General features: G+C 48.6%; 19 protein-coding genes. 15 read left to right on the top strand and 4 right to left on the bottom strand.

The features are described 5' to 3' along the window. Window positions 1-37 precede the first annotated feature (37 nt). The 3 genes from QZ310_RS05435 (at window position 38) to QZ310_RS05425 (ending at window position 2,674) form a co-directional block, all read left to right on the top strand. Entirely contained in the window at window positions 38-952 is a 915-nt protein-coding gene (locus QZ310_RS05435) for a DsbA family protein (RefSeq protein WP_297071196.1), read from the top strand. An 86-nt stretch (window positions 953-1,038) separates the two neighbouring features. Beyond that, complete coding sequence (locus QZ310_RS05430; protein WP_297071194.1) at window positions 1,039-1,458, top strand: MarR family transcriptional regulator; 420 nt, start codon at window positions 1,039-1,041, stop codon at window positions 1,456-1,458. 13 nt (window positions 1,459-1,471) lie between these two features. Beyond that, window positions 1,472-2,674 (top strand): MFS transporter, encoded by a 1,203-nt coding sequence (locus tag QZ310_RS05425; RefSeq protein WP_297071191.1) that lies wholly within the window; start codon window positions 1,472-1,474, stop codon window positions 2,672-2,674. Window positions 2,675-3,231: 557 nt separating this feature from the next. On the opposite strand, the gene QZ310_RS05420 is transcribed toward QZ310_RS05425, so the two are convergent. The 3 genes from QZ310_RS05420 to QZ310_RS05410 form a co-directional block, all read right to left on the bottom strand. After that, window positions 3,232-4,068 (bottom strand): AraC family transcriptional regulator, encoded by an 837-nt coding sequence (locus QZ310_RS05420; protein WP_297071189.1) that lies wholly within the window; start codon window positions 4,066-4,068, stop codon window positions 3,232-3,234. 188 nt (window positions 4,069-4,256) lie between these two features. Further along, a complete protein-coding gene (locus tag QZ310_RS05415; RefSeq protein WP_297071187.1) occupies window positions 4,257-4,595 on the bottom strand; it encodes a cupin domain-containing protein in 339 nt (112 codons plus the stop codon). 15 nt (window positions 4,596-4,610) lie between these two features. Continuing rightward, window positions 4,611-5,564, bottom strand: a complete 954-nt coding sequence (locus tag QZ310_RS05410; protein WP_297071185.1) for a bifunctional helix-turn-helix transcriptional regulator/GNAT family N-acetyltransferase — start codon at window positions 5,562-5,564, stop codon at window positions 4,611-4,613. Between the two features lie 251 nt (window positions 5,565-5,815). Here QZ310_RS05410 and QZ310_RS05405 point away from each other — a divergent pair, with 251 nt between their 5' ends. From QZ310_RS05405 to QZ310_RS05395, 3 genes are all read left to right on the top strand, one after another. Continuing rightward, window positions 5,816-6,853, top strand: coding sequence for an alcohol dehydrogenase (locus tag QZ310_RS05405; protein WP_297071183.1), 1,038 nt, complete (start codon window positions 5,816-5,818; stop codon window positions 6,851-6,853). 30 nt (window positions 6,854-6,883) lie between these two features. Then, window positions 6,884-7,252, top strand: coding sequence for a YccF domain-containing protein (locus QZ310_RS05400; protein ID WP_297071182.1), 369 nt, complete (start codon window positions 6,884-6,886; stop codon window positions 7,250-7,252). A gap of 65 nt (window positions 7,253-7,317) precedes the next feature. Further along, entirely contained in the window at window positions 7,318-8,166 is an 849-nt protein-coding gene (locus QZ310_RS05395; RefSeq protein ID WP_297071180.1) for a GNAT family N-acetyltransferase, read from the top strand. Between the two features lie 82 nt (window positions 8,167-8,248). Here QZ310_RS05395 and QZ310_RS05390 read toward each other — a convergent pair whose 3' ends face one another. Beyond that, a complete protein-coding gene (locus tag QZ310_RS05390) occupies window positions 8,249-9,343 on the bottom strand; it encodes an AI-2E family transporter (protein ID WP_297071178.1) in 1,095 nt (364 codons plus the stop codon). A gap of 253 nt (window positions 9,344-9,596) precedes the next feature. Between QZ310_RS05390 and QZ310_RS05385 the strand changes: the two genes are divergently transcribed. The 9 genes from QZ310_RS05385 to QZ310_RS05345 all read left to right on the top strand — a co-directional run bounded on the left by QZ310_RS05385 (window position 9,597) and on the right by QZ310_RS05345 (window position 21,566). Further along, a complete protein-coding gene (locus QZ310_RS05385) occupies window positions 9,597-10,844 on the top strand; it encodes an HlyD family efflux transporter periplasmic adaptor subunit (protein WP_297071176.1) in 1,248 nt (415 codons plus the stop codon). Between the two features lie 85 nt (window positions 10,845-10,929). Next, the gene (locus QZ310_RS05380) at window positions 10,930-12,243 is read left to right on the top strand and encodes an ABC transporter permease (RefSeq protein ID WP_297071173.1); all 1,314 of its coding nucleotides are present in this window, start codon (window positions 10,930-10,932) and stop codon (window positions 12,241-12,243) included. A 16-nt stretch (window positions 12,244-12,259) separates the two neighbouring features. Continuing rightward, a complete protein-coding gene (locus QZ310_RS05375; RefSeq protein ID WP_297071171.1) occupies window positions 12,260-13,567 on the top strand; it encodes an ABC transporter permease in 1,308 nt (435 codons plus the stop codon). A gap of 467 nt (window positions 13,568-14,034) precedes the next feature. Next, complete coding sequence (locus QZ310_RS05370; protein WP_297071237.1) at window positions 14,035-14,700, top strand: ABC transporter ATP-binding protein; 666 nt, start codon at window positions 14,035-14,037, stop codon at window positions 14,698-14,700. Between the two features lie 38 nt (window positions 14,701-14,738). Next, window positions 14,739-16,025 (top strand): ABC transporter permease, encoded by a 1,287-nt coding sequence (locus tag QZ310_RS05365; protein WP_297071169.1) that lies wholly within the window; start codon window positions 14,739-14,741, stop codon window positions 16,023-16,025. Between the two features lie 5 nt (window positions 16,026-16,030). Continuing rightward, complete coding sequence (locus QZ310_RS05360) at window positions 16,031-17,284, top strand: ABC transporter permease (RefSeq protein WP_297071167.1); 1,254 nt, start codon at window positions 16,031-16,033, stop codon at window positions 17,282-17,284. 21 nt (window positions 17,285-17,305) lie between these two features. Further along, complete coding sequence (locus QZ310_RS05355; RefSeq protein ID WP_297071165.1) at window positions 17,306-18,790, top strand: TolC family protein; 1,485 nt, start codon at window positions 17,306-17,308, stop codon at window positions 18,788-18,790. Between the two features lie 134 nt (window positions 18,791-18,924). After that, the gene (locus QZ310_RS05350; RefSeq protein WP_297071163.1) at window positions 18,925-20,262 is read left to right on the top strand and encodes a sigma-54 dependent transcriptional regulator; all 1,338 of its coding nucleotides are present in this window, start codon (window positions 18,925-18,927) and stop codon (window positions 20,260-20,262) included. Next, window positions 20,259-21,566, top strand: a complete 1,308-nt coding sequence (locus QZ310_RS05345; RefSeq protein ID WP_297071160.1) for an ATP-binding protein — start codon at window positions 20,259-20,261, stop codon at window positions 21,564-21,566. Before QZ310_RS05350 ends, QZ310_RS05345 begins: the two co-directional genes overlap by 4 nt. Window positions 21,567-21,568 lie beyond the last annotated feature (2 nt).

Here is a 21,568-nt window from a genome sequence, read left to right as displayed (position 1 = left end):
TTGTGATTATTGATTAATCAACAATAATCATCTAATCATGGATAAAAAAGTAATCATAACAAATTTTACCGATCCCCTCTGCACATGGTGCTGGGGACTTGAACCGGTGTTCCGCAAACTCGAAACCCATTATCCGGGTGAAATTGAATTCCGCTATGTGATGGGAGGATTGGTAGAGAATATCGAAGAAAAATGGGATCCGGCAAACGGAATCGGACATGCTGACATTCCACAAATCAACCGTCAGATAGAGGCACATTGGCTGGACGCATCACGCCGACACGGTATGCCGGTAAAGGGAACGGGATTCACGCTTTTTTCCCGTGAATACCCATCCACATACCCGCAAAACATCGCCTACAAAGCAGCCCAGATGGTCGACAAGCGAAAAGCCGACCGCTTCCTGCGCAGACTCAGGGAAGCATCGGCGGCGGAATATCTCATGACCTCACATGACGATGTGATTGACAAACTCGCGGAAGAGGTCGGCCTGGATGTCAAGAAGTTTCGCGGATACATTGAGGATGGATCCGCTGAAAAAGCTTTTAAGGAAGATTTAAAACTGACGCGCATGTTTGGAGTGACAGGCTTCCCGACATGTCTGGTCAGCTATGGCGACAAACAGGTACTTCTCCGGGGCTACAACGATTATGATACCTTTGTCAAAGTCATAGATATGGCAAGCGACGGTAGAATCAAGCCTGTCGACAATGTTGACGACGGTGATGACGCAATTCTCGATTTCATCCGCGAGCGCGGTCGTCTCGCCTTGGCCGAAATCACCTCGGCATTTGATTTCCCGGACATGGAAGAAGCTGATTTACGAATAAAGGATATGAAATCAAAAGGAAAAGTCAACATTATTCCGGCAGGGAACAGCTATTTTGTAGAAGCTGTACCTGAAATCAATGGCTCCACTATGTGTGACTCCATAACCGGTAAATGCATCTGACCTGCAATAGCTGAAATATTTTTAGGGATAATTATTGACATGTCAATAATTATCCCTAAATTTGTATATCTCAACAGAATCACATCATGACAAACGACATTTTGCAATTCGGCTATCTCATGGAACGCTGTATGCGCACCATGATTTCAAGGCTCTCCGACAATCTCGCCTCCGCCGGGATAGCATTGCCATATTCCCAATATGAGGTAATGCGTGTGTTGTACCGCGACGGTAACAGGAGTCAAATCCACATTGCCCATGCCCTCCAGAAAGATGCAGCTGCTATAAAACGATCAATCGACAGTCTTGAATCAAAAGGATTCGTGAACCGCAGGGAAGTGTCCGGGAGAGAAAACATTGTTGAACTTACCCCGAAGGGCGAAAGCATCAAAACAACAGTTATCGGAATTGCCGAACAAACCATCAACGATATACTCGCTCCTATAAGTACTGAGCATCGCAGGATTGTAATGGACACACTGGAAGCGATATGCCACCAAAAATGACATGCACAAAAAAATGAACATCCACGACACAACCGACAGACTTATCACTCCCGGGTTCTGCTTTGCAGCCGCTGCCAATTTCTTCCTCTTTCTCAGCTTCTACGCACTGATGCCACTGCTGCCCTTTTATCTGCGTGACAGATTCATGGCCGACGATTCTGCGGTCGGACTCATACTATCGAGCTACATGGTGGCGTGTATTTTGGTCCGCCCCGTCGCCGGATACCTCCTTGACACATTCAGGCGTCGCCCGATATACCTTATCGCATATATCGGCTTTGCCCTGTTGTTCTGCGGCTATATAGTTGCAGGAAGTATCGCACTGTTTGTCATTGTCAGGCTGACTCATGGCTTGATGTTCGGAACAGCGACCGTATCAGGAACAACATTGGTAAGCCAGATGGTTCCCAAGAAACGCCTGGGAGAAGGACTTGGAATATATGGCCTCGCAAATACCCTCTCCATGTGCCTTGGTCCTTTGGCAGCCCTGGTCGCTTACCGCCACCTGACATTTGACAGCATATTTCTTATCATCTCCATAGTGGCTGCCGGTGGCACAATAATGGCTTTTATGGTAAGAATACCTCCGAGACAGCACTTCGTGAGACATCGACTTTCAATCCGCAACTTCTTTATTCCGGAAGCAATTTCAGTCGGAATCACACAATTACTTGTGTTTATTCCCTACGGTGCCACTGTCACATATATCGCCGTCTATGCAGATGAAATTTCCATTGGCCAATATGCCGGATGGTACTTTACGGTCATGGCACTCGGACTTGCGATCTCACGACCCCTCTCGGGACGTTTGGTCGACAACGGCAAGTTATTGAGCTTGATCGGGACCGCTCTCATAGCTGCTACGCTGACCTTTTCGCTTTTGGCTTCGGCGAAACTGCTTCCGGTGGAATCACGACATGTAATATTTCTAACTACCGCTATGCTCCAGGGGCTGACCTACGGAACACTTCACCCCTCATTCAACACAATGTTTGTCCATCTTGCCCCGGAACATCATCGCGGAGCCGCGACATCCATGTTTTTAACAAGCAATGACCTCGGAATCGGAACCGGAATGATTGCAGGAGGTTTTATCGGGCAATTTTTCGGCGGTCTAAGCGAGGCATACATGTTTGGAGCATTGTGCAGCTTTATTGCATGGCTATTGTTCATCACAGCCGTCAGAAGAACCTACGCCCGGAAAATGCAGCCATGAAAATCAGAATGGTAAAAAATAGATTCAACTATTTATCGTAACCCGAGCTTTGGCAGCATTATGCCCACACGCCCCGTAGAATCTTCTGTAGTTCTTGATATGAAACAACAGAAAAATCAGGAATATAAAGCCTATTTTTCCATGAATACCTCCTATAGTGGTATGGATATAGCTTCCAATCCAACAGAAAGTAGCAATTACGCTTGTTATCAATGTAAGAAAAAACAGTAATCCCAGCCAACGAAGATTTTTCCCATGATAATGACGCTTCATCTGTCCGGAATCCACGACCGGTTTCCTATGTAACTTCACATGCCATAGTATGAATCCGGTGAAAAAACATCCAAATATGAGATGTAACCATACCCATGCTTTTTCCCCGACCGGGTTCAATTCCAATTCCACACTCGAAACGAGCATCAAGAGCGACAGAGATAACAGTGTCCAATTGCAGATACGTAATTTTTCAATCTTTTTCATTTTACTTTTTTTGACTGCAAAATTATCGACACTGACAGTATCCGACAATGGACAGAAACCGTGTATAATTGGACAAATCAAGGTTTCTGCCGGAACTTCACCGGTGATCGACCCGTAGCTTTTGTAAACAATCTGGTGAAATAGGCATTATCCTCAAATCCGAGTGATGAAGCTATTTCTTTAATCGTCATATCCGTGTGATACATCAAGCGTTTTGCCCGGAGGACAATCTCATTGCGAATATAACCTCCAACGCTTAATCCGGTGACGTTTTTCACAACCTCATTAAGATAGACCGGTGATATATGCAACTTTTCCGCATAATATGACGGACTATGGCTGTTTACAATATCCGTTTCAAGATGCGAATTAAGAAGAATTACAATCTCCAATTGTCGGTTGTTGCACACAGTGCTTTGACCACATACTTTTTGAAATTTCTCAGCAAATAATCCGATAAAAGCACTGACAAGGTTTCGAATCACCGGATAATCCACTCCATTCCCATTACGTTCATGGATTATTCGGAACAATGATTTAAGTTCCTCCGATTCAGACATTGAAACTGTAGCCGGAATACCTTTGACTGCTACTTCATCGAAGATATATTTATAGGAGCTATCCACAAGGCCGCTTTCAGCCATGAGCATCCACCCTTCAAAATTTTCCGAGTCAATGAATCTATGGACCTGACCGGGACGAATAAAATGGATGTCGCCACTCCGGAGATTGTATTCCTTGAAATCAATACTGCATTTCAACTGTCCTCCTGTGATTATACCGAATATGTAGTAGTCATCCCTATGAGCATAATCAACAGGCGGACTGTTTATCTCAGCGGGAGTAACTATTTTCGTATGAATTCCATTATTGATCAACTGATCGTGATAATGAACAGGTAGTGGGTGGCTCATATTTGATATTGGATTTTTCAATGTACAAATATACACATAATCCACTATATCCACCATTCAAATTCATATATAAACAGCCAATATTTCCCCAAATCGTTTCCTCATACCTCAAAATACATATACTCTTCAGAAGCTACATGTCGATGCAACTTCTGAAGAGCATGTATATCATCTCCGCTGATAAAAAATCAGAGATAATCTTCACGCTGTGGAGTGAAGACATCAACGACCTCCCCTCCTTCGATTACCTCAAAGGAGTGTGGAGTATTTCCCGGAATGGCGTAAGTATCACCAGGATGCATGATGACATCAATCCTCTCATCACCTTCCACAATCAGATGATACTCTCCGGATATGACATAGCCACACTGTTCATGTGGATGTGAATGAAGTGTTGCGAAATCACCTTTCACATAATTCATCTTCGTCACCATCGACTTTTCTCCCACAGCAAGCGAATCGAGGCTCACCCCCTTGAATCTTTTCTTAATTGCATCCTGACGGCGCACAAAAATTTTTCTGTCCATTTTAATTCTGTTTTTTTAATTCAATTTCATCTCCATCTGTATGTCACCTCGAGCGTAGGCCGGATGGAACTCAGGCAATTCCTTGAAACCAAGCTTCCGGTAGAGCGCAATCGCAGGCTTAAGTCGCGTATTGCTCTCAAGAAATATATTTTCTGCTCCCAGCTCTCGGGCCTTCTCCAATGCAGCCTCACACAAGCGCAACCCGATGTGCTTACGCTGTATCTTTGGATCAACGGCAAGTTTTGCCAGCTCAAAATCATAGCCGGTCGATGGATCCATTCGAGACAATGAGCACACTCCGACAGCCTGTCCATCATAGAGCGCGACAAATATGTAGCCTCCATCTTCAATGATACCATCCGGATTCTCAAGGACTTCAATATCATGTTCCTCAAGCTCCCAATAGCGTTCAATCCATTCCTTATTCAGACGGAAGAACGCTTCCGAATATTCTTCCCGGAAGCTGACAATCTCCACTTCGGACTGTTCACGCTCACTTTTCACATCCTCTACCCGTGAAAGAATGGATTTTTGAGCAAGCAGCCTCTCCCATTCCGCAATAGCAGCCCAGAGGTCATGCCGACTCTCATCTGCCACCTGTCTTATTGCCCTGTCGACATCTCGCAACAGCACTATAAGCTCCTGTGCAACCTTCTTCCCTTCTGACGATAATCCTATGAGCGAGCAGCGACGATCCATCTTATTGTCGACCTCAGCAAGCAATCCCTTTGCCATCATCTCCTTCACAATCGTACTGACGGATGGATGCGATTGGCCTATCTCCTTGGCAATCACAGTCACGCTCTTCGGTTGCTCATCGGCAAGAACATAAAAGACCGGAAACCACTTCGGTTTAAAATCTATTCCATATAATGCATAAATAGCCGAAGCATCCTTTGTAATAATATCGGTAAGCATTCTCAATCGGCTTCCTATGGCCATCGGCCCTGTCTTCTCAAAGAAATCCATATAATTTCGTAGTTAATTCCGTAATTGATTACGCAAATTTACTAATAATTCCCATCCCGACAAAATTACGTCAATAAAATTTTTCCACGTCAGTACTAAATATTCAAATTATTCAAATCGGCAATTACAATCCTCCTTAAAATTTTTATGTCTTAATAGCCAACTTATCAATGATTAATGTATACTAAAATACAAATTAAACCGTTTGAAACTCAAATACAACACCATAATTAATGATTTCTGAGTTTGTAATGAAAGCACTGACATATATCAAAAACGGGACTTTCGAATTGATTGACAAGTCAAAGCCCGAAATCTCAGACCAGAAAGATGCTATAGTGAAGATTACTCTTGCGAGCATTTGCTCTTCGGACATCCACATCCTTCACGGAGCTGTTCCGCAGGCACGACCTGGAATTACAGTGGGACACGAGATGGTCGGCATCGTCGAATCCATTGGCAATGACGTATCAACCGTGAAACCGGGAGACAGAGTCGCCGTCAATGTCGAGACCTTTTGTGGGGAATGCTTTTTCTGTAAAAACGGATGGGTCAACAATTGCACGGCACCTAATGGCGGATGGGCACTTGGATGCAGGATTGACGGAGGTCAGACCACATACGTCCGTGTCCCATTTGCCGACAATGGATTGACACGTATTCCCGACAGCGTAAGCGACGAACAGGCACTCTTCACCGGCGATATTCTTGCCACTGGGTTCTGGGCAGTGAGGATTTCTGAAATATCGGAGGATGATACAGTGCTGCTCATCGGTGCCGGACCGACAGGGCTTTGCACACTCGAATGTCTGCGTCTCAAGAATCCCCGCCACATCATCGTCTGTGAGAAAAACGACAGCCGTCGACGCTTCGTAGCCGAGCATTATCCGGATGTCTGTGTCGTTGCTCCCGAAGAATGTATCGATACTGCCATGGCGGTCTCCACAAATGGTGGAGCTGACCGTGTCATTGAGGTTGCAGGCACGGATGATACGTTCCAAATGGCATGGCAAGCAGCCCGACCGAACGCGATTGTCACTCTCGTGGCCCTCTACGAGAAGCCACAGACGCTTCCTCTACCATCCATGTACGGGAAAAATCTCACCTTCAAGACCGGTGGAGTTGACGGATGTGACTGCGAGGAGATTCTCCGCCTCATTGCTGATGGCCGAATCGACACCACCCACCTCATCACACACCGCTATCCTCTCTCCGGAACATTAGAGGCCTATCGAATGTTTGAAAAAGGTGACGACAATGTGATTAAAGTTGCCATCTATCCCGATTGATTAAAACGATTTCTAATAAAATCAACCATAATGAACTTACTGCTCAACATTATATGGGTGGTCTTCGGAGGACTGATGATCGCCATTGAATATGCCATTTCTAGCCTGGTGATGATGGTCACAATCATCGGTATACCTTTCGGCCTCCAGACGCTGAAACTTGCAGCCCTTGCTCTGTGGCCTTTCGGCACACAGATTGTCGACACCTCATGGCCGTCGGGCTGCCTCGCCGGCATAATGAACGTCATCTGGTGGTTTGTCGGTGGAATACCGATTGCTTTGACCCACCTTTGCTGGGGTCTCATCTTCTGCGTGACTGTAGTCGGAATTCCTTTTGGTCTCCAGCACTTCAAACTGATGAAACTCGCCCTGTTCCCCTTCGGCAACTCCATCAACTGACATCCATACGACAATAACGGTCATTCCTTCATATCCAACCTCACCGCCATCCAATCACTTTCCACATGACAATCAGAAGTCTTTCCAACATTCCCTTTGAGTCAATTCTCGAAGCATTTCAGAAAGCATTTTGCGATTATGCCGTTGAATTCGACCGCAAACAGGTGGCCGACATGCTTGTGCGGCGCGGTTTCTGCCCGAATCTTTCATTCGCTGCTTTTGAAAACGATGAAATCGTGGCATTCACACTGAACGGCGTCGGGCCATACAACGGCATCACAAGTTGTTACGATTGCGGGACAGGCACATTGCCGGCATTCAGAGGCCAAGGAATCGCGGGACAACTGTTCAGATACTCCATACCTTACCTGAAAGAAGCAGGAATAAAGCAATACATTCTGGAGGTGCTCCAAGACAACACTGCTGCCATCAATGTCTATCGGGCTAACGGTTTTGAAATCACAGCGGAATACGATTGCTACAATCAGTCCATCGATAGACTCCGGCTTGACCGTCCCCATCCCGACCGAATCGAATTTCATCTGCTCCAACCCGAAGCGCTTAACGGAATGGAACATTTCTGCGACTTCAGGCCATCATGGCAAAATGACCTCAACTCGATTTCAAGAGGGAAAGATGGCCTTTTGATAACCGGAGCCTTCCTTGACGGCAATCCGATGGGATACTGCGTGTTTGATCCCATTTCCGGAGATGTCACGCAAATAGCCGTCGACCGTCAACATCGCAGACAAGGTATAGCCACAGCCCTACTCGCCAACAGTCTGCAAGCAGCGGAATCTCCGACCATCAAAATCCTCAACATCGACACGAACGAGAAAACCCTCCCGGCCTTCCTCTCGTCACTCGGCGTGGCGAAAGGATTGTCGCAGTTCGCGATGTGCAGAAATATTTAATCCACACCCTTGAATCACTTAATATTAAGCATTAGTTCCATAACATTCCAATTAATTTCAACGAAAAGAAAGATTCCCTAAATTATGAATTATCTTCCGATATTGGATGTGGTTCGTGGGGGTAGATGACGTATTCTTCGTAGTAGGCGAGGAGGAGGGTAGTCAGGGGGAGGGCGATTATCATACCTATCAATCCGAGGAGTGTGCCCCAGACCGAGAGTGACAGGAGGATGATGGCAGGGTTGAGGCCCATGACTTTACCCATAATCTTGGGTGTGAGGATATAGTCACAGATACATTGGCTGATGACGTAGACAAGGAGGCATTTGCCAAAGAGTGTCCAGAAAGGTATTTCCCCGCCCATTGATGAAATCAGGCAGACAAAGGCAACGGGAATGACGGTGACATACTGGAAATAGGGTATCATGTAGAGCACACCGACCAGTATGCCAAGCACTATCGCAAGCGGAATACCGACAATCGAGAAACCGATGCAATAGAACACCGCAGCACAAAGCGCGAGGACGGCCTGACCGCGAAAGTAGCGGTTCATGCTGTTCTTGATGTCGTTTCCGACCTTATAGGCTATCGGACGGTATTTCGGCGGGACGAGAAGACGGAAACCGCGCATGATGTGGCGGTAATCAAGCAGGATGAAAATCACATAGATGAATGTCAGGAACCATTCGAGCGTGTGGAGCAGAAACTCAACCGAAGCGGTGATGACAGTCGAACCCTTCGAGAGAAGCGTCTCGAAACGCTGCCCCTCCATCAGCTTCCTCATCATGTCCTCATCGAAATAATTCACAAGGTAGTCATGAATCTCCTTCGGCAGAAACGGCATCAGCTCACCACGCCGGGAGTAGTCGTTAATCATCACACCCATGTCGTGAATCTCCTTCATGATTGATGGCAAAAAGAGATAGGCAAGACCGAAAACAATTCCGGCAACAGATATGAGTGTGGCGAAAATTGCCACGATGCGCCAGCGGAAGTGGAGTTTATTCAGACAGAACTCCACAATCGGTTCAAGGATATAGGAAATCAGACATGCCAGAAAGAAGGGCAACAGGACGTTGCTCAGGCGATTGACGAGCCACACTATAGCTGCGACGATGGCTGCACCGAGAATAAACCGCATGACGCGGTCAAATGTGATGGGATGTGATGCTGACATGAAACATGAGGATTATATCTATTATAATCATCCTCCTCAACAAAAGGTTTAGCCGTAGAATGATACAAATATCTCAAATCCTGTCCATCAGCGGCTGTCCGCACGGACAAAATCGGACAAAACTGTCCGATAGCGGACAGCACTATTTCGCACAACACATTGATTACCAATATATTGGCACTTTGGCACGATATTTGTAATTTATACCACTGAAAACAATAAAAATTTAAATCACATACTTTCATTTCAGACAATGGATAGAGAACTCACATCCGACGAACGCAAAAAAGCGATGCGCAAGAAGATGCTACCCTATATAATAGGTGTCGCTGTCGTGGTTGTAATAATCGCGATACTCATGATCACCCTCCGTTCGAGCGTCAACCGCGACGACCTGCTTATCGCAACCGTCGACACGGGAACAATCGAAACCACCGTCACAGGCTCGGGCAGCGTCGTCCCGGCATTTGAGGAGATAATCAACTCGCCAATCAATTCACGCATTGTCGAGGTGTATTGCAAGGCCGGCGACAGTGTGGATGTCGGCACTCCCCTCCTGCGTCTCGACCTACAGAGCACCGAGACCGAGCTCAACAAGCTTAAAGACCAGATAGAGATGAAGCGCTACGAACTGGAGCAGCAGAAGGTGGGCAACGACACCCGTATCTCCGACCTCACCATGCAGGTGAAGGTGAAGGAAATGACAGTCAACCGTCTTGAAGTCGAACTCCGCAACGAACGCTACCTCGACAGTCTCGGTTCAGGCACCGGCGACCGCGTCCGTCAGGCCGAACTCGCCTACAACACCGGCAAACTCGAACTCGAACAGATGCGTCAGCAACTCGCCAATGAGCATAAGGTCACCGATGCCGGTCTCAGCGTGAAGAATCTCGACATCAACATCGCAAGCAAAAACCTCGGAGAGATGAGCCGCACACTCGACGATGCACAGATACGCGCTCCACGCCGCGCCACCCTTACATTCATCAACGACCAGATTGGCCAAAAAATTTCCGAAGGCGAGAAAATCGCAATAATCTCCGATCTCAGCCATTTCAAGGTAGATGGTGAACTCGCCGACTCCTACGGCGACCGCATCCGCGTCGGGTCCAAAGCCGTCGTGCGCGTTGGCCGTGACCGTCTTCCCGGAATGGTCAGCAATGTCACCCCCCTCTCCCGCAACGGTGTCATCTCATTCTCCGTGCGTCTTGACGACGAAGCCAACGCCCGTCTGCGTTCCGGTCTGAAAACAGACGTATATATAATGTGTGACGTGATGGAGGATGTGAAACGTATCAAGAACGGCACGTTCTATACCGGTCCCGGCCTATACGAACTCTTTGTCTTCGACAGCGATGACGAACTTGTCCGCCGCAGCGTCCGCCTCGGCGAAAGCAACTTTGAATATGTCGAGGTCATCAACGGTCTCGAACCCGGCGACCGCGTGGTCATCTCCGATATGAAGCGTTTCAACACCAACACCTCTCTGAAAGTAAAGTAACCCTGACAACCCCAACCGGCCGAAGGCACCCACAACCCCTTATACTCCCCCCAATAAATTCTCCAATCTCCAACCACACCCAATCATGCAAATCAAATCATCACTCAAACAACTATGGGTCGAATCGCGAGCCAATCCCGGCTTCACATCGCTCTACATCGGCGGCGTAGCCTTCGCGGTGGCATTCATAATGATAATTGCCATAATATATTACGTCCATCTTGCCCCAATTTACCCCGAATATCAACGTGGTCTTACATCATACATGAGCTCAATACGTCTAACGACAGAGAATGGCATGAGTTCCAATCCGTTCTCCAAAAGCTTCATCGATGACTATCTGACTACAGACTCCACACTCTGTGATTACTTCTGTGTCACAGGAGAAGATTGGATGTCAAACGGCGATTATGTGCAACCAATTGACAATAGCGCGGATTTCAAAATCGTCACTAAATATGTAGATCCTAACTTTTTTAGACTCTACAGTTACGACTTTATATCCGGACATCCGTTTAGTAAAGCTGACTTCACGGCAGCAATTCCCAATGTTGTCATTACAGATGCACTCGCCAACCGTGTTTTCAGTTCAACTCAGAAAGCTGTTGGACAAGAAATATCAATGAATTTCAAACGCTATAAAATCGTGGGCGTAGTACGGCGAGGCACACCGCTTGCAAAATCTTCATACGGAGACATGTTCCTGCCCTACACTATCCTTGACCACTCCTTTACCGATGTTGAGTGGCCACGCACACTCATGGGAGCTCTCAAAGTCACTTTCATGTTCAAAGACCGCGAACAGCAAGATGCCATAAAAGACAAATTAGATGCAATCTGTCAGCGAATCACACTTGTAGATACTGTCGCCGGTGTAATTGATATTCCCATTATAAAAACACATTTCACCAATGTGCTTGGCAGTTCCGGATGGCAGAAGCAGTCAACATGGGATATGCTCAAACCTTTCATATTCATCGCAATTGTCCTTCTGATTGTTCCCGCAATCAACATAAGTGGTATGATAGGCGGACAGATGGACCGACGCATTGCTGAAATCGGCATACGACGTAGTTTCGGCGCCACACGCGGTGAATTAACACGCCAAGTGATGTTTGAAAACTTCTTGCTTACATTCATAGGAGGTATCATCGGACTTATTATAGCGTGGCTCATTCTATTCTTCTCCCGGCAATGGATACTCAATATCATCACAGACTCATGGGAGGCAGTAGATCCCAATATAGACGTTGATGTCTCAGCCGAGATGCTTTTCGCCCCTCAGGTCTTCCTTCTGACACTGACAATATGTCTTGCCCTCAACCTACTGTCAGCTTATATCCCAGTCAGGCTCTCCTTGCGCCGGCCGATAGTTTCATCAATCAACACCAAACGCTAATCCTCCACAAATAGCTATGTTAAAACTAATATACCATAATCTCATTGCCAACTGGCGGCGTAACATCTGGCTTCTGCTTCAGATTTCAATCATAGCCTATATTGCATGGATACTTCTCGACCCGGTACTTGTCAAACTCTATGTCAAGCATCTTGATCCAGGCTATGACATCGAACGTCTTGTCCAGCTCAATATCAGTGAATACCCGATCGGTTCATCACAACAACCGGAGGAGATTACCCACGAGGAAAAAATGGAGCATCTCAACCGTATCCTTGCCAAAGTCAAAACTCATCCGGACATCGAGGCTGCAACATTAATAAATCCGGTGTGTTTTGAACAAATGTCAACTAACTCATCGACTTTTACTCCAAATGATGCCTATATACTGGTCTATTTCATTCCCGGGACAGACTTTTTCAAGACATTTGGACTGAAGGATGCCTCAACAAGCGTAATGAAAGATTTTATAGAACCGCCTATGACCGGCAACCATGCCGTAATCAGCAAATCAATAGCGGAATATAATTTCTCCGGTGAGAATCCCATTGGGCAGATTCTTGAAAAAAATTCACCGTATTTTGAAAAATACAAGGAATATTCCCACACCGTAAGCGGCGTGGTCAATGATGCCATCTATCGCTCAGTATTTGGCCGCTCTCCTATCGCTTACTATCCAATGACATCAGATATTATAAAAAATTGGGGTGGTGTGTCAAGACTGTTCATTGTAATGCGACTTAAGGAAGGAATCAACGCAGACGATTTTGCAACTTCTCTCACTTCCTACGCCAATAGCGATCTCAAATCGGGACCGGTCTACACCCATGGCCCACAATCTTATACGGTCAACCGGAAAGTAAATGCACGCGACGATGACAATTCTATTATCATCAACGGTTCCATCGCTCTGTTCTTTTTCGTCAATGTCTTTCTCGGCATGATGGGTACTTTCTATTTACAGACACGCAAACGCAGCATGGATGCCGGCATTCTCCGTTCATTTGGCGGGTCGAAAAGATTCGTCATCTGCGAGATGATATTTGAAGGTTTGGTCATGGTTACCATCGCCTGCCTTATTGCATTCACTGTATATTATTTTCAAGTACATGAATCCGGCCTTACGGCCTTAAATATAGACGGCGAGTATTCTGCTGAATTTAAGGGTTATATGGCATTGTGGATAGACTCCTTCAACAAACATTTCCTGATTATATCCGGAATAATATATGCCATCATGCTCATCTCGGTCCTCATCGGCATCTATATCCCTGCAAGGCGTATCAGCCGCATAAATCCGGTCGATGCACTCCGCGACGAGTAAAGTTAAATCAATGCATGTTTTTTGATTCATGATTCATAACGTATGATTCATATTTTTAATGCGTGGTTCATAATGCATGATTCATGATTTTTAAGTCCAATAAAATTTTCAGAATTTGATTTGTAGGGACGCGCTGTAGCGCGTATGCCAAATAGAATAGTGAAAGTAAACAAGATTAATTTAATGATTAAACAGAATGGTGAATAATAAAAACGGTGTAAAACATCCATATACATAAATTTTACGCGTAATTACATTTTCATCCGGCATACGCGCTACAGTGCGTCCCTACAATATCAAAAAACAAATCAAAACCCAATCCCGACCTCTGTAGGGAACCAATATTAAAACCCAAATCCGACCTCAATCAGAAACCAATTCAACTCCCATTCCGGCATCGGCCGGAAACCAAAAAATTCAACAACAAACAGATTATAAACAAATTAAAACAACAACATATCATGGCAATCATCGAACTCAAAGGTATCAATAAAATCTACCGCACAGACGAAATCGAGACACTCGCTCTTGAAAACGTAAACATCGACATTGAGAAAGGCGAATTTGTAAGCGTGATGGGACCCTCCGGCTGCGGAAAGTCAACCCTGCTCAACATTGTCGGACTCCTCGACACCCCGACCAGCGGAACGGTAAGCATCGACGGCATCTCGCTCGGGAAAATGAGCGACAGCAAACTCGCTGCCTTCCGAAACGCCAAACTCGGCTTCGTCTTCCAGAGCTTCCATCTCATCAATTCGCTCAACGTCCTCGACAATGTTGAACTCCCCCTCATCTACCGCTCCATGAGTGCATCCGAACGCTCGAAACGAGTACGCGAAGTCCTCGACCGCGTCGGCCTCAGCCACCGTATGCGCCACATGCCCTCGCAGCTCTCCGGCGGTCAGTGTCAGCGCGTGGCCATCGCCCGTGCCATCGTCGGCAATCCCGAAATCATCCTCGCCGACGAACCGACCGGTAACCTCGACTCAAAGATGGGTGCCGAAGTCATGGATCTCCTCCACTCGCTCAACAAGGAGGACGGCCGCACAATCATGATGGTAACCCACAACGAGCAGCAGGCCAAACTCACCGACCGCATCATCCGCTTCTTCGACGGCCGCCAGGTACAGTAAAAGAATTCCTTATCTGAACCAAACATCATTTCCAAGCAATGAAAACCAACTACATAAAACTTGCCTGGGCTTCCATCAGGCAGCAGCCGATGGTCAGCACCGTCAGCATTGCCGGAACAGCCCTTGCAATCTTCCTCATCATGATTATGGTGATGATAACTGAAATCAAAACCGCACCCTTCGCTCCCGAGAGCAACCGCGACCGCTGGCTCGTCCAGAAATTCGCCTCCATCGCCCATAAGGACTGGGGCGAGAATAACACCTCAAACGGTGCTCTCGGTTTCAACACCATCAAGGCAGTCTTCTATGAGATGAAGACCCCCGAAGCCGTCACTGCAATGGATGCATGGCCTATGGTCGCCTCCCTCTCTGTCCCCGGTCAGCCTGCCTTCGGTGCTGAATACCGTGGCGTCGACAACGGCTTTTGGGACGTGATGGACTTCACGTTCATCAACGGCAAGCCCTTCACCAAGGCTGATTTTGATTCGGCGATTCCCTTGGCTGTCATCAATGAATCAACCGCGCGCAAGCTCTTCGGCTCAACCGATGTGGAAGGCCGCGAATTCAGCATCAACCATGTCCCCTATAAAGTCTGCGGAGTAGTCAAGGATGTCAGCAACCTCGCCAATCTCTCCTACGCGGAACTGTGGGTGCCCTTCACCTCCACTAACTCAGTAAACGCCACATGGTGTACCTACATGGGTGGTCTCAGCGCGATTATTCTACCAAAAAGCGTGGATGACATCCCGGCTGTCCGCGAGGAATACAAGCAACTTTTCGATAAGCTCGGCGATGAGGCGAAAATCGACGGTTGGGAATTCATCCTGCGCGACCGTCCCTACAATCAGGAAGTGCATGTAGCCACCCCGTGGGCAAACATGTCGCCCGATGTCAACAAAGACCGTCTCCAGCGCCTGACCATCTATCTGATTCTCCTCATTGTCCCTGCGGTAAACCTTAGCAGCATGACCCACAGCCGTCTGCAGCGCCGTCGCGAGGAAATCGGTGTGCGCAGGGCCTTCGGAGCACGCAGGACCAACATCATCACCGACATTTTTGTCGAGAATCTCGTCATCACCATAGTCGCAGGCCTCATCGGTCTCGCACTCAGTCTGATTTTCGCATTGCTGTGGGGTGGAGTGATATTCCAACCCGGCTACGGTGCATCACTGTCGGCAAGCGGACTGAACCTCGGCATCCTTTTCCACTGGTCGACATTCGGATGGGCAATGCTCTTCTGCTTCCTGCTCAATCTGCTCAGCGCCGGTATCCCATCACTCAACGCATCAAGAATCAACATCGTCAACGCACTCACAGGCAAATAACTTCTATGAAACGTAAACTTCTGAAACAGATAGGTAATGAATGGCGCTCAAACGTGTGGTTGGGTGTCGAGCTCCTGATAGTGAGCGTTGTGATGTGGTTCATTACCGACAACCTCTACACGGCCATCTCCACCCTCAACGAGCCACGCGGCTTCAACACTGACCACTGCTACCTCATCAAATACGCTCTGCTCAACCAACAAAGCCCCGAATTCATCCCCGACAAATCAAACTCTGACAACAACGCGGACTTTCTGACCCTCATGGACCGCCTTGAAAAGCGTCCGGAAATCGAATGTGTGGCTGCCGGACAGAACTCCTATTTCTACAACGGCTCCAACTCGAATACATACATGGCAACGGACACCTTCTCATCAAGCGGTTATCTTCTCCGACGCCTCGTCAGCCCGGATTTCCCACGGGTGTTCCGCATCCGGGGAGCCAACGGTGAGACCCCTGAGCAACTGTCCGAACTGCTCAAGGAGCCACGCGCCTTCCTCATTTCCGACAACGCTTTCAAGGAAAAGTATAACCTTGACCACATGGGCGCTTTCATCGGCAAGGAGTTTTCAAATCACGCCTATGGTGACACCCTTGTCCTGAAAGCCGCCTACGAAACCGCGCGTTACAACGATTTCCAGGCAGCCGAATGGTCCACCTCCATGATGTCGCTCTGTCCTGAAAGGCATTATATTGATGCGCTTAATGAACTGATGGTGCGTGTGCGTGACAACATGGACACTGACTTCATCGAGAATCTCATGAAGGATGCCGACAGTCATTTCCGCATCGGCAACCTCTACATCTCATCAGTCCAGTCATTCGATGATATACGCCATATCCATCAGCGTGACAATGTCACCGGGATGCGTACATTTTTTGCCGGAGCGGCCTTCCTCGCTCTCAACATCTTCCTCGGTCTGCTCGGGACATTCTGGTTCCGCACCCGTATGCGCATCTCCGAAATCGCAATTCGCAAGGCCAACGGAGCCACCCGCAGCGACATTTTCCGCCGTGTCATCAGTGAAGGAGAAATCATTCTGCTTGTCATCACTCCTTTGGCCATCCTCTTCGACTGGCTGATTGTCCATTTTGAATTCAACACCTACTACCACGGCGCATATTTCGAACCCTCGCGCTTCATTGCCTGCGTCGTCATCGCATGGGCATTCATGGCTCTCATGATTCTGCTCGGAATCCTCATTCCTGCCAACCGTGCGATGAAAATAGCTCCCGCAAAAGCCCTCATGGGTGAATGACAGTTATTAAACCCGCTTTCCATGAAATTTATTCAACAATTGATGCTTCTCGGTTCACTCGCAGTCGCCATGACTGCGGGTGCGGCTGAGGAAGCGGTCAAAACCATAACCCTTGAGGAGGCCATATTGACTGCACGGGCGAACAGCGTCGATGCAGCCGTGGCCCTCAACGAACTCCGCACGGCCTACTGGACTTACCGCACCTACCGGGCCGACCTTCTGCCGGAAGTCAACTTCAACGCGACCATCCCGAGCTACCATAAAAGCTACAGCCCATATCAGCTCGACGACGGATCCTACACGTTCGTGCGCAACAACTACATGCAGATGAGCGGCGAGGTCTCCATCGACCAGAATATATGGCTGACTGGCGGTACGCTATCGCTCAACACATCGCTCGACTTCCTGAAGCAGCTCGAAAATCCGCGCTACAACCGCTTCATGTCAGTACCCATCGCGCTTACGCTCTCCCAACCCATATTCGGCGTGAACCACACCAAATGGAACCGCCGCATCGAGCCGGTGAGATATGAGGAATCAAAGGCTGCCTTCATCAGCGCGACCGAGACAGTGGCCCTGACAGCCATCAACTATTATTTCTCCCTCCTGTTGGCCAAAGAGAATGTCGAAATTGCCTCGCAGAACCTTGCCAATGCCGAGAAGCTCTATGAAGTGGCCAAGGCAAAGCGCGAGATGGGACAGATAAGCAAAAACGACCTCCTCCAGCTCGAACTCAACCTGCTCAACGCACGGTCGAACTTCACTGACTGTGAGATAAGCTACAAGTCAAACATGTTTCAGCTCCGCGCTTTCCTCAACATTCAGGAAGATGTGACACTCGAACCCGTCGTCCCGGAAAAGATTCCTTATACGATGGTAAGCTACAACGATGTCCTTGAAAAAGCCCATGCCTACAACAGTTTCTCGAAGAACATCCGCCGCCGTCAGCTCGAAGCCGACTATGCCGTCGCCCAGGCCAAAGGCAACCAGCGCGAGATAACCCTCTTCGCCCAGATAGGCTATACGGGAACCGCCGACAAATTCGGACCGGCCTACGATACGCTCAAAGACAATCAGGTGGTGGAAATCGGATTCAAGGTGCCGATTCTCGACTGGGGCAAACGCCGTGGAAAGGTCAAAGTGAGCGAAAGCAACCGCGACGTAGTGAAAAGCCGTCTGCGCAAGGAGCAGATGGACTTCGACCAGAACATCTTCATCCTTGTCGAGCGGTTCAACAATCAGCAGAGGCAACTCGACATCGCTCTCCGTGCCGACACGATAGCCCAGCGCCGCTACGACACCAATGTCGAGACCTTCCTCATCGGCAAAATCTCAACACTTGACCTCAACGACTCGCAGACAAGCAAGGACCAGAGCCGACAGGACTACATCAATCAACTTTACTACTACTGGAACTACTACTACCAGTTGCGTAGTGTGGCCCTTTGGGATTTTGTGACCAACAAGGGGATTGATGCTGACATTGAGGCCATACTCAGGCAGTAGAAGCCGGAAGTTGCACAAAAAACAACTCTTATTTGTTTTATGACCGGGCATACAGCCCCGGAGGGCGGGATTTTTTCATTGTTACAAGCTATCCATTATTACGTCTTTAAAATATTAATCACTACCTTTGCATCATGATTCTAATTGTAGATGATGACGCAGGCATCAGATTGTCACTGCGTCTGCTGCTCTCCCGCAACGGTTACGATGTTTCCATGGCTTCCAATCCCAAAGAGGCCATGGAAATCGTGCGTTCCTCCACTCCTCCCGACCTCATCATGCTCGACATGAATTTCTCACGCGCCACTTCCGGCGACGAAGGACTGACATTGCTGAAACAAATCAGGATTTTCCTGCCGGATGTGCCTGTCATATTGATGACGGCATGGGGCAGCATCCCCCTCGCCGTCGAAGGAATCCAGGCCGGAGCGTTTGATTTCATTACCAAACCCTGGGACAATGCCTCGCTCCTGCAGCGGATAAATGTGGCGCTGGATCTCCATGCGTCCAAATCCACGACTGACGAAGAGGTCCGTAAGTTTGACCGCTCATTCATCATCGGTAAAAGCCCTGCGCTGCTCAACATCCTCCACACCATCGAGCGCATAGCGGCTACCGATGCCCCTGTGCTCATCATGGGCGAAAACGGTACGGGCAAGGAACTCATCGCCGAGGCCATCCACCGGAATTCCCACCGGCGCGGTGGACCGATGGTGAAAGTCAATCTCGGAGGCATATCCTCGTCGCTTTTCGAAAGCGAGATGTTCGGCCACAAAAAAGGCGCCTTCACCGGAGCGGTGGCCGACCGCGAGGGGCGCTTCGGAATGTCGGACGGCGGAACCATCTTCCTCGACGAAATCGGTGACCTCGATTTCAACTGTCAGGTGAAACTCCTGCGGGTGCTTCAGGAACACACCTACGAGATGCTCGGCGACAGTACTCCGCGCCGCTGCGACGTGCGTGTGGTCTGCGCCACGAATGCCGACCTCCCCGCAATGGTCCGCGAGAGGACTTTCCGCGAAGACCTCTTCTACCGCATAAATCTCATCACCGTCACCCTTCCCCCTCTGCGCGACAGGAAAGAAGATATTCCCCTGCTCGTGGAACATATCGTGGCGAAACACTGCGACACGGTGGGCTGCGAACGCACGGAAATCACTCCCGATGCCATCTCTTTCCTCCAGTCACTCCCCTATCCCGGCAACATCCGCGAATTGAAGAACCTCGTAGAGCGAACCCTCCTCGTCAGCGCGTCGTCGCGTCTTGATGCCCGCGATTTCCGTGGGCAATATACCGGCGACACAATGTCGACACTCTCCTCATCCGACATCACTCTTGAATCCAAGGAGCGTTCAGCAATCGAGAATGCACTCGCCCAGTCCGGTGGCAACATGTCGCGCACAGCCGCCCTGCTCGGCATAAGCCGTCAGGCTCTCTACCGCCGCATTGAAAAATATGGAATCAAACTATGAGGCTTAAGTGGATATTCATATTGATTGTCCTGATTCTTGTCTGTACCGTGGCCACGACGTTCATGATACCGACGGAGGATGACCCGACTCTCAGTTGGGTCACCCGCGGCTCATGCGGTCTTGCGTTGCTGCTCATGGTGGTGTTCTACATCAACATCATGAAGCCGCTCCGCAGCATCACCAACGGTTTTGACCTCCTGCGCGCTCAGGATTTCAGTAGCCGCCTGACCCACGTCAACCAGCACGAGGCCGACCGAATAATTGATATGTTTAACCGAATGATGAATTCCCTAAAGGAAGAACGTCTGCATCTGCGTGAGCAAAACCACTTCCTCGACCTGCTCATAAATGTGTCGCCGATGGGAATCATCATCCTCGACACTGATGACCGTATCGTCAATGCCAACCCCTCGGCAGCAAATTTCCTCGGATTTTCCAAAAAGGATAATGCGGGAGGACGCAAACTCGACACACTCGATTCGCAACTCGGCCACACGCTCGCAGCCTTGCAGCAGGGGGAGGTCAGGACAGTCCGTCTGAACGACTCCATGATTTACCGCTGCTCACGACTCTCGTTCATGAACCAGGGCTTCGCCCATCCGTTCATCCTGATTGAGAAACTTACCGATGAAGTGATGAAAGCCGAGAAGAAGAGCTATGAGAAAGTGATAAGGGTGATTGCCCATGAGGTCAACAATACGATGGCCGGTGTCAACTCCATGCTTTCGACTGCCGGCACCATCCTTCAGGAACATCCCAAAGAGAATGCCGACATTCTCGAAGTCATCGGTGTTTGTGAAGGTCGTTGTGCTGCCATGAGCAATTTCATCACCTCCTACGCGGATGTGGTCAAAATCCCCGAACCGACTCTCATCACCACCGACCTTAACCGGGAGATTGACCACTGGCACATCATGCTTGAAAGCCTGTGTGCCGGACGGAATATCAAGTTGCATCGGAAACTCTGTCATGAACCGGTCAAGGTCAACATTGACCCGGTGCTGATGGAACAGGTGTTGATCAACATCGTAAAGAACTCTGCTGAAAGCATCGGCTCAGACGGAGAGATAACAATCAGCACCACCCCGTCGCCTCCGACACTGACAATCACCGACAACGGCCCGGGCATCTCGGAGGAGACGGCCAAAATGCTTTTCAGTCCCTTCTTCTCGACAAAGGTCAACGGCCACGGTATCGGCCTCCTCTTTATCAGCGAAGTCCTCCACCGCCACAAATGCAAATTCTCCCTCAGCACCGCCACCGATGGTCTCACCCGTTTCACAATAAGTTTCACAAACGGCTGAAA

This window comes from uncultured Duncaniella sp., from assembly GCF_910577345.1.
Lineage (GTDB): Bacteria > Bacteroidota > Bacteroidia > Bacteroidales > Muribaculaceae > Duncaniella.
This window is presented reverse-complemented; position numbering and strand designations above follow the sequence as displayed.

Bases quoted from the DNA above. Each gene is read 5' to 3' on its own strand.
- QZ310_RS05380 (WP_297071173.1), top strand. From the start codon at position 10,930: ATGCAAATCAAATCATCACTCAAACAACTATGGGTCGAATCGCGAGCC.
- QZ310_RS05390 (WP_297071178.1), bottom strand. From the start codon at position 9,343: ATGTCAGCATCACATCCCATCACATTTGACCGCGTCATGCGGTTTATT.
- QZ310_RS05385 (WP_297071176.1), top strand. From the start codon at position 9,597: ATGGATAGAGAACTCACATCCGACGAACGCAAAAAAGCGATGCGCAAG.
- QZ310_RS05375 (WP_297071171.1), top strand. From the start codon at position 12,260: ATGTTAAAACTAATATACCATAATCTCATTGCCAACTGGCGGCGTAAC.
- QZ310_RS05345 (WP_297071160.1), top strand. From the start codon at position 20,259: ATGAGGCTTAAGTGGATATTCATATTGATTGTCCTGATTCTTGTCTGT.
- QZ310_RS05360 (WP_297071167.1), top strand. From the start codon at position 16,031: ATGAAACGTAAACTTCTGAAACAGATAGGTAATGAATGGCGCTCAAAC.
- QZ310_RS05425 (WP_297071191.1), top strand. From the start codon at position 1,472: ATGAACATCCACGACACAACCGACAGACTTATCACTCCCGGGTTCTGC.
- QZ310_RS05350 (WP_297071163.1), top strand. From the start codon at position 18,925: ATGATTCTAATTGTAGATGATGACGCAGGCATCAGATTGTCACTGCGT.
- QZ310_RS05365 (WP_297071169.1), top strand. From the start codon at position 14,739: ATGAAAACCAACTACATAAAACTTGCCTGGGCTTCCATCAGGCAGCAG.
- QZ310_RS05405 (WP_297071183.1), top strand. From the start codon at position 5,816: ATGAAAGCACTGACATATATCAAAAACGGGACTTTCGAATTGATTGAC.
- QZ310_RS05415 (WP_297071187.1), bottom strand. From the start codon at position 4,595: ATGGACAGAAAAATTTTTGTGCGCCGTCAGGATGCAATTAAGAAAAGA.
- QZ310_RS05435 (WP_297071196.1), top strand. From the start codon at position 38: ATGGATAAAAAAGTAATCATAACAAATTTTACCGATCCCCTCTGCACA.
- QZ310_RS05355 (WP_297071165.1), top strand. From the start codon at position 17,306: ATGAAATTTATTCAACAATTGATGCTTCTCGGTTCACTCGCAGTCGCC.
- QZ310_RS05395 (WP_297071180.1), top strand. From the start codon at position 7,318: ATGACAATCAGAAGTCTTTCCAACATTCCCTTTGAGTCAATTCTCGAA.
- QZ310_RS05400 (WP_297071182.1), top strand. From the start codon at position 6,884: ATGAACTTACTGCTCAACATTATATGGGTGGTCTTCGGAGGACTGATG.
- QZ310_RS05430 (WP_297071194.1), top strand. From the start codon at position 1,039: ATGACAAACGACATTTTGCAATTCGGCTATCTCATGGAACGCTGTATG.
- QZ310_RS05410 (WP_297071185.1), bottom strand. From the start codon at position 5,564: ATGGATTTCTTTGAGAAGACAGGGCCGATGGCCATAGGAAGCCGATTG.
- QZ310_RS05420 (WP_297071189.1), bottom strand. From the start codon at position 4,068: ATGAGCCACCCACTACCTGTTCATTATCACGATCAGTTGATCAATAAT.